This is a genomic window from Nosocomiicoccus sp. HMSC09A07 (genome assembly GCF_001808485.1).
GTDB lineage: Bacteria > Bacillota > Bacilli > Staphylococcales > Salinicoccaceae > Nosocomiicoccus > Nosocomiicoccus ampullae_A.
On sequence record NZ_KV793632.1, the window covers coordinates 55406 to 70104 of the forward strand.

Here is a 14699-nt window from a genome sequence, read left to right on the forward strand (position 1 = left end):
AATACTCCTCCCTTACTTGTTAATTACTTCTTCTTGTTCGCGATTGTTTTCTTAGGACCTTTACGCGTTCTCGCGTTGTTCTTAGTCTTTTGACCACGAACTGGTAAGCCACGACGGTGACGGATACCTCTGTATGATGCGATTTCTAAAAGACGTTTAACGTCTAAGTTTTCATCACGGCGTAAGTCACCTTCAAGTTTGTAGTTGTCTACAACTTCACGAATTTTGTTTAACTCATCTTCTGTTAAGTCTTGTACACGCGTGTCTTCGTTAACGCCTGCTTCTTTAAGAATTTCAGAAGATCTCGATTTACCGATACCGTAAATATAAGTTAATGAGATTACTACACGTTTATTACGTGGAATGTCAACTCCTGCTATACGAGCCATTATTTACACCTCCGTTATTTATTATCCTTGTCTTTGTTTATGCTTAGGATTCTCACAAATTACCATTACTTTTCCTTTACGACGAATGACTTTACATTTTTCGCAAATTGGTTTTACTGATGGTCTAACTTTCATTTTGTTACCTCCTTAATAATTGGAGTCCTTATTTAAAACGATAAGTGATTCTTCCTTTAGTTAAGTCATACGGTGACATTTCAACTGTTACTTTATCTCCAGGAAGGATTCGAATATAGTTCATACGAATTTTACCAGACACATGAGCTGTAATCTCATGGCCGTTTTCAAGTTCTACTTTGAACTGTGCGTTTGGTAATGTCTCTTTGACAAGACCTTCTAATTCAATAACGCCCTCTTTACTCACTTTATATTCCTCCTTTACAGTTTAAACTCTTTGTTTTGCTTGTCTTCAGGTGAAACCACTTATATTTAAGGACTGATGAGATATTCACCTAAAGACTCAAGGTGAATATTAAAGTGTTTCGAGTATCTTTTCGACATCAGCAAACACTTCATCGATATCTCTCGCACCATCTACTTTAGATAAAACACCTTGTTTTTCATAGAAATCAAGTAGTGGTTTCGTTTGCTTGATGTTTACACTTAATCTTTTTTGAACCGTTTCTGGGTTGTCATCTTCACGTTGGTATAATTTACCACCTTCATGATCACATACACCGTCTTTTTTCGGCGGGTTAAACACTAAGTGATATACTGTACCGCATACCTCACAGATACGACGTCCTGTTAGGCGGTTCATGAGTTCCTCTTCAGGAACATCGATATATAATGTGCTATCAATCTGAGTACCAAGTTCAGCCATAATTTCATTTAAAGCTTCTGCTTGTGAGACAGTTCTTGGGAAACCATCTAATAAGAAGCCTTCTTTAGCGTCACTTTCAGATAATCTTTCTCTGACAATTCCAATCGTTACTTCATCGGGAACGAGTTCTCCACGATCCATGTAAGATTTTGCCTCTTTACCGAGTTCAGTTTCGTTTTTAATTGCTAAACGGAACATATCACCAGTAGAAATATGTGGAATTGGGTATTTTTTAATGATTTCAGTAGCCTGTGTACCTTTACCTGCTCCAGGCAATCCCATAATTACGATATTCATGAATATCCTCCTACTAATCTATACGTGTTTACCTATTGCGTCTAAACCCTCTGTACTCTCTTTGTCCTGCTTGAGCTTCGAGTTGTTTCATAGTTTCTAGCGCAACCCCGATAACGATGAGTAGGCTTGTACCACCGATCTGAATCGTTTGTGGTAAATCCATTAATCGAGTTAGCAGTATTGGTAACACTGCAATAAACGCTAAGAATATTGAACCTACAAATACGAGTCTATATAAAACATTTGTAATGTAAGTCTGCGTGTTTTTCCCTGGACGAATACCAGGAATGTAACTGCCTTGGTTTTTTAAGTTATCTGCCATCTTCTCAGGGTTTACTTGTACAAACGCATAGAAGTACGCAAACAAGATGATGAGAATGATGTAAATCACTAATCCGATATTAGACGCTGGATTCGCAGCTTCAGCGAATTTAATTGCCCAATCTTTATCTTGGAAAAATAGTGATATAGATTGCGGTAACATTAAGAATGCCATCGCAAAGATAACTGGGATAACTCCTGCAGGGTTAACTTTTAGCGGTAAGAAAGTCGCTTGTGGTGCAAGCATTGCTTGACGACCTTTACCTCTTGCATATTGAATCGGAATTTTACGAATCGCTTGTAAAACATAAACCGCAAATGCAGTAAGAAGTAATAAACCAACAACCATACCAACTACTGTTAACACAGCCATCGTATTGTCTTGTGCGCCAACAAATTGTTGTTCATAAAATTGAATTAATGCACTTGGTAATGATCCTAAAATACCAGCGAAGATAATGATAGAAATACCGTTACCTACACCTTTTTCAGTGATTTGTTCACCAAGCCATAATAGAAACGCAGTACCTGTTGTAAGTACGATAGCGATAATTAGGTATGAACCAACTGAGTTATCACTAATTAACGTACCACCAAACATTTGGTTGAATGCAAATGACATACCAATTGACTGAATAAATGCTAAAACGATTGTAAAGTAACGCGTAAACTGAGCGATTTTACGTCGCCCGACTTCACCTTGTCGCGCCCATTCAGCAAACTTTGGTACAACGTCCATTTGCAGTAACTGCGTAACGATTGACGCAGTGATGTAAGGCATAATCCCCATTGCAAAAATAGAGAAGTTTTTAAGTGCCCCACCACCGAATGTGTTCATGACGTCTAGTACGCCACCTTGAGCTTGTGTGTCAAACACACTCGGATCTACGCCAGGAACTGGTATATACGTACCAATTTTAAATATTACAAGCATTGCAAGTGTAAATACAATCTTCTGCCTGATTTCTTTGATCTTAAAGAAATTGACAACGTTGCTGATCATTAGATCACCTCTACAGTGCCGCCTTGAGCCTCAATCGCTTCTTTAGCCGTAGCAGAAAACTTGTGTGCTTGAACAGTTAACTTAACATTGAGTTCTCCGTTACCAAGAATTTTAATTGCTACATTCTTTTTAACTAATCCTGACTCAACGAGTAATTCAGGTGTAACTACAGTTCCAGCATCAAATTTATTTAAATCGCTAATGTTAACGACTGAATAACTTTTACGGTTAATATTTGTGAAACCACGTTTAGGAATCGCACGGAATAGTGGTAATTGACCACCTTCGAATACTAATCCTACGCCACCACCTGTACGAGCGTTTTGTCCTTTATGTCCACGGCCAGAAGTTTTACCATGACCTGATGACATACCACGTCCAACACGTTTACGTGATTTACGTGCGCCCTCAACTGGTTTAAGTTCGTGTAATTTCATTGTTGCACCTCCTATTTTATATTACTTATTAAATATTCTCTACTTTAACTAAGTGTTTAACTTTTTCTACTTGTCCTCTTAATTGAGCAGTATCTTCAAGCTCGATTGAAGAATTAATTTTCTTTAGACCGAGTGAAGCGACTGTCTTCTTTTGTGTTTCCGGTCTACCGATAACACTTCTTACGAGGGTAACTTTAACTTTAGCCATCTTGAATACTCCCCCTTAATTTAAGATTTCTTCTACAGTTTTTCCACGCAGTCTAGCTACGTCTTCAACGTTTTTAAGTTCTTCTAAACCTGTCATCGTCGCACGTACTACGTTTACTGGAGTACTTGTTCCGATCGATTTACTTAATACGTCTGTAACACCTGCTAACTCTAACACCGCACGTACCGGTCCACCTGCGATAACCCCAGTACCTGGAGCAGCTGGTTTCATGAATACGTGACCAGAGCTGAAGCGTCCGTTGATTTCGTGTGGAATAGTTCCGTCTACGATTGGTACTTCAACAAGGTTTTTCTTAGCAGCTTCAATTGCTTTTTTGATTGCTTCTGGCACCTCTTGTGCTTTACCTTGACCGAATCCTACGCGACCTTTTCTGTCCCCTACTACTACTAAAGCAGAGAAACGGAAACGTCTACCACCTTTAACTACTTTCGCGATACGGTTGATCGTTACTACGCGTTCTTCAAATTCTTGTTTTTCTTCTCTACGATTACGAGCCATTTTATTGTTTCGCCTCCTTCAATTAAAACTTAAGTCCGTTTTCACGTGCAGATTCTGCTAATGCAGCTACACGTCCGTGATATAAATAACCTCCGCGGTCGAATACAACTGTTTCGACGCCCGCTGCTTTACCACGTTCAGCAATTAATTTACCAACTTCTGCAGCTGCTTCTTTGTTAGAACCATTTTTACCGCTGAAGTCTTTATCTTGTGTTGAAGCACTTGCTAATGTTTTATAGTTCACATCATCGATAAGTTGTGCATAGATGTTTTTATTAGAACGGTATACGTTTAGACGTGGTCTTTCAGGAGTTCCTGAAATGTTTTTACGTACACGTAAATGTCTTTTACGACGTACCGCATTTTTATCGATTTTAGAAATCATTTATGTTCCTCCTCACTTGTTTAATTATTTACCAGTTTTACCTTCTTTACGACGTACGTACTCATCTTTGTAACGAATACCTTTACCTTTGTATGGCTCAGGTGGACGTACCTTACGAATGTTTGAAGCTAATGCTCCAACTTCTTCTTTGTCGATACCTTCAATTTTAAGTTTAGTGTTTCCATCAACTGAAATTGTAAGTGTATCTGTTGATTCGAATTCAACTGGGTGAGAAAGTCCAACGTTTAATACAAGTTTCTTACCTTGCATTTGTGCACGGTAACCAACACCGATTAATTCTAATTCTTTAACAAAACCTTGTGATACACCTTCGACCATGTTGTTTAGTAAAGAACGTGTTGTTCCGTGAATCGAACGCATCGCGATTGAATCGTTTGGACGCTCAACGACGATTGTGTTGTCTTCCATTTTATAATTTAAGTCATCATTTAAAGTTCTTTTAAGTTCACCTTTCGGTCCTTTAACTGTAAATGTAGATCCATCAACGTCTACTGTAACGCCAGATGGAATTTCAATAATACGGTTACCAATTCGGCTCATTTTTGCACCTCCTAATTGTTATTACCAAACGTAAGCGAGTACTTCTCCACCAACGTTTTTGTTACGAGCTTCTTTATCTGTAATTACACCTTCAGATGTTGAAATTAAAGCAACACCTAAACCGTTAAGTACTTTTGGTAGTTCATCTTTTTTAGCGTATACGCGAAGACCTGGTTTAGAAATTCTCTTAAGACCAGTGATTACTCTTTCGCCATTTTCACTATATTTTAAGAACACACGGATGATATTTTGTTTGTCATCCTCCACATATTCTACGTTTTTGATGAAACCTTCATTTTTAAGGATTTCAGCGATATCTCTTTTGATGTTTGACGCTGGAATCTCTAATGATTCATGTTTAACAATGTTCGCATTTCTAATGCGTGTTAGCATATCTGCAATTGGATCTGATATAGTCATCTAAAATATGCCTCCCTTCAATTTATATAGAATTACCAGCTCGCCTTTTTGACGCCTGGAAGTTGACCTTTATATGCGAGTTCACGGAAACAGATACGGCAAAGTTTAAATTTGCGAAGTACTGAGTGTGGACGTCCACATCTTTCACAACGTGTATATTCTCTTACTTTGAATTTTTGCGGTTTTTGTTGTTTCGCAATCATTGATTTTTTAGCCATGAATATGCCTCCTTTTTACTTTTTGAATGGCATACCAAATTGTGTTAACAGTTCACGAGCCTCTTCGTCTGTGTTAGCTGTTGTAACAATAACGATATCCATACCTCTTACTTTTGTTACTTTATCGTAATCGATCTCTGGGAAGATGATTTGTTCTTTAACACCTAAAGTGTAGTTCCCACGACCATCGAATGCTTTTTTAGATACACCTCTGAAGTCTCTTACACGTGGTAATGATACTGAGATAAGTTTATCTAAGAAATCGTACATTCTGTCACCACGTAAAGTTACTTTTGCACCGATTGGCATACCTTCACGTAAACGGAATGTAGCTACTGATTTTTTAGCTTTTGTAATTTGTGGTTTTTGACCAGCAATTGCTGTTAATTCTTCTACAGCAGTGTCTAATACTTTAGCGTTTTGTACAGCTTCACCAACACCCATGTTGATTACGATTTTATCGATTTTAGGTGCTTGCATTACAGAGCTGTATTCAAACTTTTTAACGAGTTCATCTTTGATTGTCTCGTTGTATTTATCTTTTAAACGAATCACGAAATGTGTCCTCCTTCCGAGTTACCTTATTTAATTTCTTTACCTGATTTAACTGCTACTCTAATTTTCTTTCCGTCTTTTTCTTCATAACGGATTCTAGTGCGTTCACCTGAATCAGGATCAACGTGCATAACGTTAGAAACGTGAATTGCTGCTTCTGTTTCTAAAATCCCTCCGTCTGGATTTAATTGAGAAGGTTTTTGGTGTTTCTTAACCATATTTACTCCTTCAACTACCACACGTTCTTCTCTAGGGATAGCTTTTAAAACAGTTCCCTGTTTACCTTTATCTTTACCGCTAATGACAATAACTTTGTCGCCTGTTTTTACGTGCATCGTCTTATCGCACCTCCTTAGTTAATATTAAAATTATAATACTTCTGGTGCCAATGAGATAATTCTCATAAAGTTGCCGTCACGTAATTCACGTGCTACTGGACCAAATATACGAGTTCCTCTTGGACTTTTATCGTCACGAATAATGACACATGCGTTTTCATCAAATTTAATATATGAACCATCTTCACGACGGATACCTGTTTTAGTACGAACGATGACTGCTTTAACTACGTCACCTTTCTTGACAACACCACCCGGTGTTGCATGTTTTACTGTTGCAACAACAACATCACCAATGTTCGCTGTTTTACGTCCAGTACCACCTAGTACTTTGATCGTTAAAACTTCACGAGCTCCAGAGTTGTCGGCAACTTTCATACGAGATTCTTGTTGAATCATGCGTGGTTACCTCCCTTTATATATCTACACTATTAGATAATTACTGATTCCTCTACGATTTCCACTAAGCGGAAACGTTTAGTAGCTGATAATGGGCGAGTTGCTTCAATTTTTACGATATCGCCTAATTTAGCTTGGTTGTGCTCGTCATGAGCTTTGTACTTTTTAGAGTATTTTACGCGTTTACCAATAATTGGGTGTCTTTTGTGTGTTTCAATAAGAACAGTAATTGTTTTGTCCATCTTATCAGAAACGACACGGCCTTGATAAACTTTACGTTCATTTTTCTCTGCCATTATATAAACCTCCTATAAATTATTGATTCGCTTTTGCTTCTTCAATTTCTCTTTCACGGATTGTCGTTTTCATACGCGCAATCGTTTTTCTAACTTCCTTGATACGAGCAGTGTTTTCTAGCTGACCAGTAGCTAGTTGAAAGCGTAGGTTGAAGAGTTCTTCTTTAAGTTCTTTAATGTTATTTACGATTTCTTCGTTTGTAAGTTCACGGATTTCCTTAGCCTTCATTCGTATCACCACCTAATTCTTCTCTCACAACGAATTTTGTTTTTACTGGAAGTTTGTGACTTGCAAGACGTAGTGCTTCACGAGCTACCTCTTCATCTACACCTGCAACTTCAAACATAATGCGTCCTGGTTTAACGTTTGCGATCCAGTGCTCTACTGCACCTTTACCAGAACCCATTCGAACTTCTAATGGCTTTTTAGTAATTGGCGTGTGCGGGAAAATGTTGATCCATACTTTACCGCCACGTTTCATGTAACGTGTCATAGCGATACGTGCTGCTTCGATTTGACGTGCAGTAATCCATGCAGACGTCGTAGCTTGTAAGCCGTAATCGCCGAAGTTTACTTCATTACCGCCTTTTGAACGCCCTTTAGAATTTGGACGGTGTTGACGACGGTATTTTACTCTCTTTGGTAATAACATTCTTCTTGTACTCCTCTCTTAGTTATTCTCGTTCTTTACTGCTGGTAAAACTTCACCGCGGTAAATCCACACTTTAACACCTAACTTACCGTAAGTAGTGTCTGCCTCTTCGTGTGCGTAGTCAATGTCTGCACGAAGTGTGTGTAGTGGTACTGTTCCTTCACTGTATCCTTCTGCACGTGCGATGTCCGCTCCGCCTAAACGACCTGCAACAGAAGTTTTAATACCTTTAGCTCCTGCTCTCATCGTTCTTTGAATCGCTTGTTTTTGAGCTCTACGGAATGATACACGGTTTTCAAGTTGACGTGCGATGTTTTCTGCTACTAATTTAGCATCTAAATCGATATTTTTAACTTCGATAACGTTAATGTGCACACGTTTACCTGTTAATTTCACAAGTGCTTCACGTAGTTTTTCGATTTCACTACCGCCTTTACCGATAACCATACCTGGTTTACCAGTGTGTAGTGCAATGTTTACTCTATTTGCAGCACGTTCAATGATAACTTGTGATACTGCTGCATCTTTAAGGTTTTCATCAATGTATTTACGGATTTTTAAGTCTTCGTGTAATAAGTCAGCAAAGTCGTTCTCTGCGTACCATTTTGCTTCCCAATCTTTGATTACACCAATACGTAATCCCGTTGGATTAATCTTTTGACCCAAAGTAATTCCCTCCTCTTATTAGTTCGCTTCTTCAGCCTGTTCTTCTACTGCTTCTTCTTTTTCAGTAAGTACAACAGTGATGTGGCTCGTACGTTTGTTGATTCCAGTTGCACGTCCTTGTGCACGTGGGCGGAAACGTTTAAGCGTTGGACCTTCGTTTGCATAAATTTCAGAAACGATTAGGTTATCAACATCCATGTCGTAGTTATGTTCAGCGTTTGCCGCTGCTGATAAAATGAGCTTCTCTACTACTTCAGCAGCTCTTTTATTAGTAAGCTTTAATAGTGCGACTGCTTCGCCAACTTCTTTACCTCTTACGAGATCAACCACTAAACGTACTTTACGTGGAGCGATACGCACTGTTCTAGCTGTTGCTTTCGCTTGCATGTATATTTCCTCCTTTAGGTGTTATCGAGTTACAGCGTCTTTACCGCCGTGTCCTTTGAAAGTTCTTGTTGGAGCAAACTCTCCGAGTTTGTGACCAACCATATCTTCAGTAATATAAACTGGTACGTGTTTACGGCCGTCATATACAGCAATCGTGTGCCCGATGAATTGTGGGAAGATTGTTGAACGACGTGACCAAGTTTTAATTACAGTCTTTTTATTTGATTCGTTAAGGTTTTCTACCTTTTTCATTAAATGATCATCTACAAAAGGTCCTTTTTTAATACTACGTGCCATTTTGGCGCCTCCCTTCAAGAAATCAGTGCGGTGAGAACCGCACACGATTTAATGATGTTGATTATTTTTTACGTTTTCTAATGATTAACTTAGTAGACTTTTTCTTGTTTCTACGAGTTTTCTTACCAAGAGTCTTTTTACCCCATGGAGAAAGTGGAGACGGCATACCGATTCCAGTTCTACCTTCACCACCACCGTGTGGGTGATCGTTAGGGTTCATCGCAGAACCACGTACTGTAGGTCTCTTACCAGCCCATCTAGAACGACCAGCTTTACCTACGTTTACAAGTTCGTGTTGTTCGTTTCCTACAGAACCGACTGTTGCACGGCATGTAAGTAAGATCATGCGCATTTCGCCTGAGCTTAAACGAACGATTGCGTATTTACCTTCTTTACCAAGTAATTGTGCTGATGTACCAGCAGAACGAGCGATTTGCCCACCTTTACCTGGTTTAAGTTCAATATTGTGGATTGTAGTACCAACAGGCATGTCGCCTAATTCTAATGCGTTACCTAATTTGATATCCGCATCTTTACCACTCATGATTTCTTGTCCAACTTCAATTCCTTTAGGTGCAAGGATATATCTCTTTTCACCATCTAAGTATTGAACAAGTGCAATGTTTGCTGAACGGTTTGGATCGTATTCGATTGTTTTGATACGTCCTGGTACTCCATCTTTGTTACGTTTAAAGTCAATGACTCTGTATTGACGTTTATGTCCGCCACCTTTATGACGTACAGTAATTTTTCCTTGTGCGTTACGGCCAGCTTTTTTCGGAAGTGGCTCTAATAATGAACGTTCTGGTTTAGTTTTAGTTAAATCTTTATAATCCAGACTCGTCATATTACGACGACCATTTGTTGTTGGTTTATAATGTTTAATCGCCATTTAACTGTTTACCTCCTTATTGGTAACTTTCGAATATTTTTAGAAGAATTCAATAGAACCTTCACTTAATTTTACAATCGCTTTTCTTCTTCTGTTCGTATAGCCTTGATAACGTCCCATACGCTTTTTCTTAGGCTTTACGTTCATAATGTTAACTTTCTCAACTTTTACATCAAAGATTTCTTCAACAGCACGTTTAACTTGTGTTTTAGTTGCTCTAACATCTACGTCAAACGTGTATTTGTTCTCTGACATTAAATCTGCTGAACGCTCAGTGATTACTGGGCGTTTAATAACGTCTCTAGCTTCCATTACAGAAGTACCTCCCCTGCTTTAGTAATTGCATCTTCCGTGAAAATTACACGATCTGCAGAAAGGATATCTAATACGTTTAGGCCTGAAGCAGTGATAACTGTAACTCCAGGGACGTTACGTCCTGATTTTAGAACGTTGTCATCTTGTTCACCTAATACGATGAGTGTCTTTCTACCTGCATCTAAGTTATCTAAAGCTTTAACTAATTCTTTTGTTTTAGGTGCATCGAATGTGAATGCATCTACAACTGTTAATGCTTCTTCGTTTACTTTTACTGATAATGCAGAACGTAACGCTAAGCGTCTAACTTTTCTTGGCATTTTGAATCCGTGATTTCTAGGAGTTGGACCGAATACTACGCCCCCGCCTCTCATGTGTGGTTCACGAATCGAACCTTGACGTGCGTTACCTGTTCCTTTTTGTCTGAATGGTTTTCTACCACCACCGCGAACTTCTCCACGATTTTTAACTTTGTGATTACCTTGTCTTAATGATGCACGTTGAAGCGTTACTGCTTCGAATAATGCATGTTGGTTTGGTTCAATTCCGAAAACTTCTTCGTTTAATTCGATTGTTTTTACTTTTGAACCATCAATAGATAATACATCTACGTTTGCCATTGTATATCCTCCTTTCTATATTAGTTGTCACCTTTAATTGCTGATGAAATTTGTACGTAACCTTTTTTAGGTCCAGGTACGTTACCTTTTACTAAAATTACGCCGCGCTCGTTGTCAACCATAACTACTTCTAAGTTTTGAAGCGTTACTCTTTCGCCACCCATTTGTCCTGGTAAGTTTTTACCTTTAAGAACGTGAGATGGGTCAACCATACCCATTGAACCTGGGCGTCTGTGGTAACGCGAACCGTGACTTGATGGTCCTTTAGCTTGGTTGTGTCGTTTAATGTTACCTTGGAAACCTTTACCTTTAGAAGTTCCTGTAACATCTACGATGTCTCCAGCTTCAAATGTATCTACGTTGACTTCTTGACCTACGTCGAATTCATCTACGTTTAGGTTGCGGAATTCGCGTACGAAGCGCTTAGGGTTTGCACCTGAAGCTTTAACGTGGCCCATTTCAGGCTTAGTTGCGTATTTGTTAGTACGTCTAGTTGGTTTATAGTCTTGCTTGTCATCAAAACCAATTTGTACTGCATTATATCCGTCTACTTCTTCTGTTTTCTTTTGAAGGACAACGTTACCTGCCGCTTCAATAACTGTTACTGGAATTAGCTCTCCGTTCTCTCCGAAGATTTGAGTCATTCCTACTTTTTTACCTAAGATTCCTTTGGTCATCGAAAGTCGCACCTCCTGATATTAATTTATAGTTTAATTTCGATGTCCACACCAGATGGTAAGTTTAAGCTCATTAAAGCATCTACCGTTTTTGGTGTAGGGTTTAAAATGTCGATAAGACGTTTGTGCGTACGTTGTTCAAACTGCTCACGTGAATCTTTGTACTTATGAACCGCACGTAAGATTGTGTAAACAGTTTTCTCTGTTGGAAGTGGGATTGGCCCAGAAACTTCCGCGCCAGAGCGTTTTGCTGCTTCAACGATTTTCTCCGCTGATTGATCAAGCACTCTGTGCTCATACGCTTTTAAACGAATACGAATTTTTTGTTTTGCCATTATTTTAACCTCCTCGGTCGTCATCATTATTGATAGACTTCTCCACGAAAATTTTCTCACGCACCCGCCATGACAATGGGGCCGGGTGTGTCAGTAACCTCTCGCTTCATCGATTTAACAAGAAAACCCTTATTTATCAAGGGTTTCGCAATGTTCTTGACAGTTTTTCTGTCACTTTTTGAGTCCAACGCTATATATAATACATTAAAAGAGTGAAGAAATCAAGGGTTATCCGAGATTTTTTCACTCTTTTTATCAAGCATATCTTATCTTAATATAAATATAAAATAGAGAATAAATATAACTGCTAATACATACATGATCGGGTGGATATCTTTCTTTCTTCCAGCAACTAACATTGTAATAGGATAAAAGATAAAACCAATCGCGATTCCTGTTGCGACACTATAAGTGAGTGGCATCATTATTACTGTTAGAAACGCTGGTACTGCCACTTCGAAACGCGTCCACTCTACTTTGCTTAAGTTCGATGCCATTAATGCGCCTACTATTATAAGTGCAGGTGCAGTCACTTCAGATGTGAACACGACAATTAATGGACTAAAGAATATCGCGAGTAAAAATAGTAGTGACGATACGATACTTGCAAATCCAGTTCTCGCACCAGCTGCAACTCCTGCTGTCGATTCGACATAAGACGTCGTCGTTGACGTACCTAGAATCGCTCCTGAAATTGTTGCGAATGAGTCTGCAGCAAGTGCACGACTTGCACGTGGTATTTTATTATCTTTAATTAAATTCGCTTGTGACGCGATTCCAACTAATGTACCCGCCGTGTCAAAGAAATCAACAAATAAAAATGTTAATACGACGACTAAAAACTGTACATTAAAAAGCTCAGACGGATTTAAAAATCCTTCAAATGCTGCACCGAACGTTGGTGCAATGCTCGGCACTTTACTCACGACCGCTTCAGGCATCGGTAATAAGTTAAAGACAAGTCCGACGATCGCGGTAATAATCATTCCTATAAAAATCGCACCTGGGACTTTACGCGCCATTAATATGACTGAAAGCACTAATCCAAATATTGTAAGGATAACGTGTGCATCATGAATGTTACCAATATGTACGAGCGTGTTTTCATCTGCAACGATGAACCCGGCACCTTTAAATCCAACGAACGCGATGAAAAAACCAATTCCGGCACTAACGGCCATCTTCATTTCCATCGGTATCGCATTGATCACATACTCTCTAACACCAGATGCTGTCAGTATTAAAAATAGTACACCGGATACGAGTACACCAGATAATGCTGTTTGCCATGGAATTCCCATTCCAAGTACGACAGAGAACGCGAAAAATGCGTTTAACCCCATCCCAGGAGCTAAAGCGATTGGATACCTCGCCCAAACACCCATAATAAACGTTCCGATAAATGCCGCGAGACACGTCGCAACAAATACTGCGTTAATATCCATACGCATATCATCTGGAATACCCTCAACTCCTGCAAGACTAAGCATTGCAGGGTTAACTGCTAAAACATATGCCATCGAAAGAAATGTTGTGATTCCTCCAATAGCTTCACGACGATAATTTGTACCTAACTCATCAAATTGAAAATATCGTTTCATCTTATACTCTCTCTATTCTATTTATAGTAGAAATTAATTTATCTATAAATTTTATCGTTAAAAGGCACACATTGCAATAAGTTTAAAACGAATTATGTTTATATGTTCAATACTGTGGCAATAGTTAGTCATAGGAGGAATGCCTAATGAACACTAAATTTAAAATCACATCATTATTAATCGCAGCGTCACTAACACTTGCAGCATGTGGCAACGATAATAATGAAGAAACAACTAACCAAAGCGAATCAAAACAAACTGAAACAACAGAGTCAACAAGCGATAACAAATCTGAAAACGACAACTCATCAAATGAAAATTCAAATAATGCTTCATCAAACGAAGGCGATGAACTTGATATGGCGAGCTTTAGTAAGTCCATTGAAGATGCGATCGATGAAGCAAAATCTCGTTTTGACGGACAATTAACTGATATCGGCGTATCGAAAGAAAATAACCAATATGTATATAAAATCGAACTAGAGAGTGACACTGAAGAGTATGAAGTCAGCTTAGACGTCAATGATTTATCAGTAGTAAAAGAAGAAACTGAAGCAGAAGATGATGACGACGACAATAAGTATTTTAATTATAGCGACTTAGTGAAAGTTGAAGATGCGATTCAAACTGCAAAAGATAATGTGAACGGTAAAGTAAAAGAATGGTCTACCGACTTTGACGACGGTAATTTATATTATGAAATCGAAATCGTTCAAGACAACGGTAATGACGTCGATGTTAAAGTCGATGCTTATACAGGAGATTTCGTAGAAAGTGATGACTAATTTATAAACATTTCGTTGCAGGGAGTGATTCCCTGCTTTTTTACATAGAGCTGTAAAGCGCTTTTGTGCTATCATTAGCTATAACTACATATTATTTAGAGGTGAGATCATGGATTTAAAACAACATTTAGAAACTTTAAAATATGATTACATCCGAATCCAAGGCGATTTAGAAAAAATCGAATCTACTGGACAAGCTCCAGATAAAATGCTGAAACAGTTAGAGTCTCTTGAACGTGAGATCAAAGAGACGAAAGATAAAATTAAAAAAGGCAGTTGATGTT

General features: G+C 38.6%; 29 protein-coding genes. 2 read left to right on the forward strand and 27 right to left on the reverse strand.

Annotation, left to right across the window (positions count from 1 at the left end):
- Positions 1–23 precede the first annotated feature (23 nt).
- The 27 genes from rpsM to HMPREF3177_RS03540 all read right to left on the reverse strand — a co-directional run bounded on the left by rpsM (position 24) and on the right by HMPREF3177_RS03540 (position 13630).
- Positions 24–389, reverse strand: coding sequence for a 30S ribosomal protein S13 (gene rpsM / locus HMPREF3177_RS03410; protein WP_040929568.1), 366 nt, complete (start codon positions 387–389; stop codon positions 24–26).
- 21 nt (positions 390–410) lie between these two features.
- Positions 411–524 carry a 50S ribosomal protein L36 gene (gene rpmJ, locus HMPREF3177_RS03415; RefSeq protein WP_029091518.1) on the reverse strand — a complete coding sequence of 38 codons (114 nt, stop codon included), beginning with the start codon at positions 522–524 and terminating at the stop codon, positions 411–413.
- A gap of 28 nt (positions 525–552) precedes the next feature.
- A complete protein-coding gene (infA, locus tag HMPREF3177_RS03420) occupies positions 553–771 on the reverse strand; it encodes a translation initiation factor IF-1 (RefSeq protein WP_040929569.1) in 219 nt (72 codons plus the stop codon).
- Between the two features lie 108 nt (positions 772–879).
- Positions 880–1527, reverse strand: coding sequence for an adenylate kinase (locus tag HMPREF3177_RS03425; RefSeq protein ID WP_070457122.1), 648 nt, complete (start codon positions 1525–1527; stop codon positions 880–882).
- A 28-nt stretch (positions 1528–1555) separates the two neighbouring features.
- Positions 1556–2851 (reverse strand): preprotein translocase subunit SecY, encoded by a 1296-nt coding sequence (secY, locus tag HMPREF3177_RS03430; RefSeq protein ID WP_070457123.1) that lies wholly within the window; start codon positions 2849–2851, stop codon positions 1556–1558.
- Positions 2851–3288 (reverse strand): 50S ribosomal protein L15, encoded by a 438-nt coding sequence (rplO, locus tag HMPREF3177_RS03435; RefSeq protein ID WP_068129213.1) that lies wholly within the window; start codon positions 3286–3288, stop codon positions 2851–2853. The genes secY and rplO overlap by 1 nt, the downstream gene beginning before the upstream one ends.
- A 28-nt stretch (positions 3289–3316) precedes the next feature.
- On the reverse strand, positions 3317–3496 hold the full coding sequence (gene rpmD / locus HMPREF3177_RS03440) for a 50S ribosomal protein L30 (RefSeq protein ID WP_040929573.1): 180 nt from the start codon (positions 3494–3496) through the stop codon (positions 3317–3319).
- Between the two features lie 15 nt (positions 3497–3511).
- Positions 3512–4015 (reverse strand): 30S ribosomal protein S5, encoded by a 504-nt coding sequence (rpsE, locus tag HMPREF3177_RS03445; RefSeq protein WP_040929574.1) that lies wholly within the window; start codon positions 4013–4015, stop codon positions 3512–3514.
- A 22-nt stretch (positions 4016–4037) separates the two neighbouring features.
- Complete coding sequence (gene rplR / locus HMPREF3177_RS03450; RefSeq protein ID WP_040929575.1) at positions 4038–4400, reverse strand: 50S ribosomal protein L18; 363 nt, start codon at positions 4398–4400, stop codon at positions 4038–4040.
- A gap of 24 nt (positions 4401–4424) precedes the next feature.
- On the reverse strand, positions 4425–4961 hold the full coding sequence (gene rplF / locus HMPREF3177_RS03455) for a 50S ribosomal protein L6 (protein WP_070457124.1): 537 nt from the start codon (positions 4959–4961) through the stop codon (positions 4425–4427).
- 21 nt (positions 4962–4982) lie between these two features.
- Positions 4983–5381 carry a 30S ribosomal protein S8 gene (gene rpsH, locus HMPREF3177_RS03460; RefSeq protein ID WP_040929577.1) on the reverse strand — a complete coding sequence of 133 codons (399 nt, stop codon included), beginning with the start codon at positions 5379–5381 and terminating at the stop codon, positions 4983–4985.
- Positions 5382–5413: 32 nt separating this feature from the next.
- Positions 5414–5599, reverse strand: a complete 186-nt coding sequence (locus HMPREF3177_RS03465; protein WP_040929578.1) for a type Z 30S ribosomal protein S14 — start codon at positions 5597–5599, stop codon at positions 5414–5416.
- 15 nt (positions 5600–5614) lie between these two features.
- Positions 5615–6154, reverse strand: a complete 540-nt coding sequence (gene rplE / locus HMPREF3177_RS03470; protein ID WP_040929579.1) for a 50S ribosomal protein L5 — start codon at positions 6152–6154, stop codon at positions 5615–5617.
- Positions 6155–6180: 26 nt separating this feature from the next.
- The gene (gene rplX, locus HMPREF3177_RS03475; RefSeq protein WP_068129209.1) at positions 6181–6489 is read right to left on the reverse strand and encodes a 50S ribosomal protein L24; all 309 of its coding nucleotides are present in this window, start codon (positions 6487–6489) and stop codon (positions 6181–6183) included.
- A 33-nt stretch (positions 6490–6522) separates the two neighbouring features.
- Positions 6523–6891, reverse strand: a complete 369-nt coding sequence (rplN, locus tag HMPREF3177_RS03480; protein ID WP_040929581.1) for a 50S ribosomal protein L14 — start codon at positions 6889–6891, stop codon at positions 6523–6525.
- 32 nt (positions 6892–6923) lie between these two features.
- Positions 6924–7187 carry a 30S ribosomal protein S17 gene (gene rpsQ / locus HMPREF3177_RS03485; protein ID WP_070457125.1) on the reverse strand — a complete coding sequence of 88 codons (264 nt, stop codon included), beginning with the start codon at positions 7185–7187 and terminating at the stop codon, positions 6924–6926.
- Between the two features lie 19 nt (positions 7188–7206).
- Positions 7207–7416, reverse strand: coding sequence for a 50S ribosomal protein L29 (gene rpmC / locus HMPREF3177_RS03490; protein ID WP_040929583.1), 210 nt, complete (start codon positions 7414–7416; stop codon positions 7207–7209).
- Entirely contained in the window at positions 7406–7840 is a 435-nt protein-coding gene (rplP, locus tag HMPREF3177_RS03495; protein WP_040929584.1) for a 50S ribosomal protein L16, read from the reverse strand. Before rplP ends, rpmC begins: the two co-directional genes overlap by 11 nt.
- 18 nt (positions 7841–7858) lie before the next feature.
- Positions 7859–8506: a 30S ribosomal protein S3 gene (gene rpsC, locus HMPREF3177_RS03500; protein ID WP_040929585.1), complete on the reverse strand. Its 648-nt coding sequence runs from the start codon at positions 8504–8506 to the stop codon at positions 7859–7861.
- A gap of 18 nt (positions 8507–8524) precedes the next feature.
- Positions 8525–8893, reverse strand: coding sequence for a 50S ribosomal protein L22 (rplV, locus tag HMPREF3177_RS03505; protein ID WP_070457126.1), 369 nt, complete (start codon positions 8891–8893; stop codon positions 8525–8527).
- 21 nt (positions 8894–8914) lie between these two features.
- On the reverse strand, positions 8915–9190 hold the full coding sequence (gene rpsS / locus HMPREF3177_RS03510) for a 30S ribosomal protein S19 (protein ID WP_040929587.1): 276 nt from the start codon (positions 9188–9190) through the stop codon (positions 8915–8917).
- Positions 9191–9251: 61 nt separating this feature from the next.
- Positions 9252–10082 carry a 50S ribosomal protein L2 gene (gene rplB / locus HMPREF3177_RS03515; RefSeq protein ID WP_068129206.1) on the reverse strand — a complete coding sequence of 277 codons (831 nt, stop codon included), beginning with the start codon at positions 10080–10082 and terminating at the stop codon, positions 9252–9254.
- 39 nt (positions 10083–10121) lie between these two features.
- Positions 10122–10394, reverse strand: coding sequence for a 50S ribosomal protein L23 (rplW, locus tag HMPREF3177_RS03520; RefSeq protein WP_040929589.1), 273 nt, complete (start codon positions 10392–10394; stop codon positions 10122–10124).
- A complete protein-coding gene (rplD, locus tag HMPREF3177_RS03525; protein ID WP_068129204.1) occupies positions 10394–11017 on the reverse strand; it encodes a 50S ribosomal protein L4 in 624 nt (207 codons plus the stop codon). The genes rplW and rplD overlap by 1 nt, the downstream gene beginning before the upstream one ends.
- A 20-nt stretch (positions 11018–11037) precedes the next feature.
- The gene (rplC, locus tag HMPREF3177_RS03530) at positions 11038–11694 is read right to left on the reverse strand and encodes a 50S ribosomal protein L3 (protein WP_068129202.1); all 657 of its coding nucleotides are present in this window, start codon (positions 11692–11694) and stop codon (positions 11038–11040) included.
- 26 nt (positions 11695–11720) lie between these two features.
- A complete protein-coding gene (rpsJ, locus tag HMPREF3177_RS03535) occupies positions 11721–12029 on the reverse strand; it encodes a 30S ribosomal protein S10 (protein WP_040929592.1) in 309 nt (102 codons plus the stop codon).
- 266 nt (positions 12030–12295) lie between these two features.
- The gene (locus HMPREF3177_RS03540; RefSeq protein WP_070457127.1) at positions 12296–13630 is read right to left on the reverse strand and encodes an NCS2 family permease; all 1335 of its coding nucleotides are present in this window, start codon (positions 13628–13630) and stop codon (positions 12296–12298) included.
- Between the two features lie 146 nt (positions 13631–13776).
- On the opposite strand from HMPREF3177_RS03540, the gene HMPREF3177_RS03545 reads away from it, so the two are divergent.
- Both HMPREF3177_RS03545 and HMPREF3177_RS08490 read left to right on the forward strand, forming a co-directional pair.
- Positions 13777–14415 (forward strand): PepSY domain-containing protein, encoded by a 639-nt coding sequence (locus HMPREF3177_RS03545; RefSeq protein WP_070457128.1) that lies wholly within the window; start codon positions 13777–13779, stop codon positions 14413–14415.
- A gap of 109 nt (positions 14416–14524) precedes the next feature.
- Positions 14525–14695, forward strand: a complete 171-nt coding sequence (locus HMPREF3177_RS08490; protein WP_168161307.1) for an SE1832 family protein — start codon at positions 14525–14527, stop codon at positions 14693–14695.
- Positions 14696–14699: the final 4 nt, after the last annotated feature.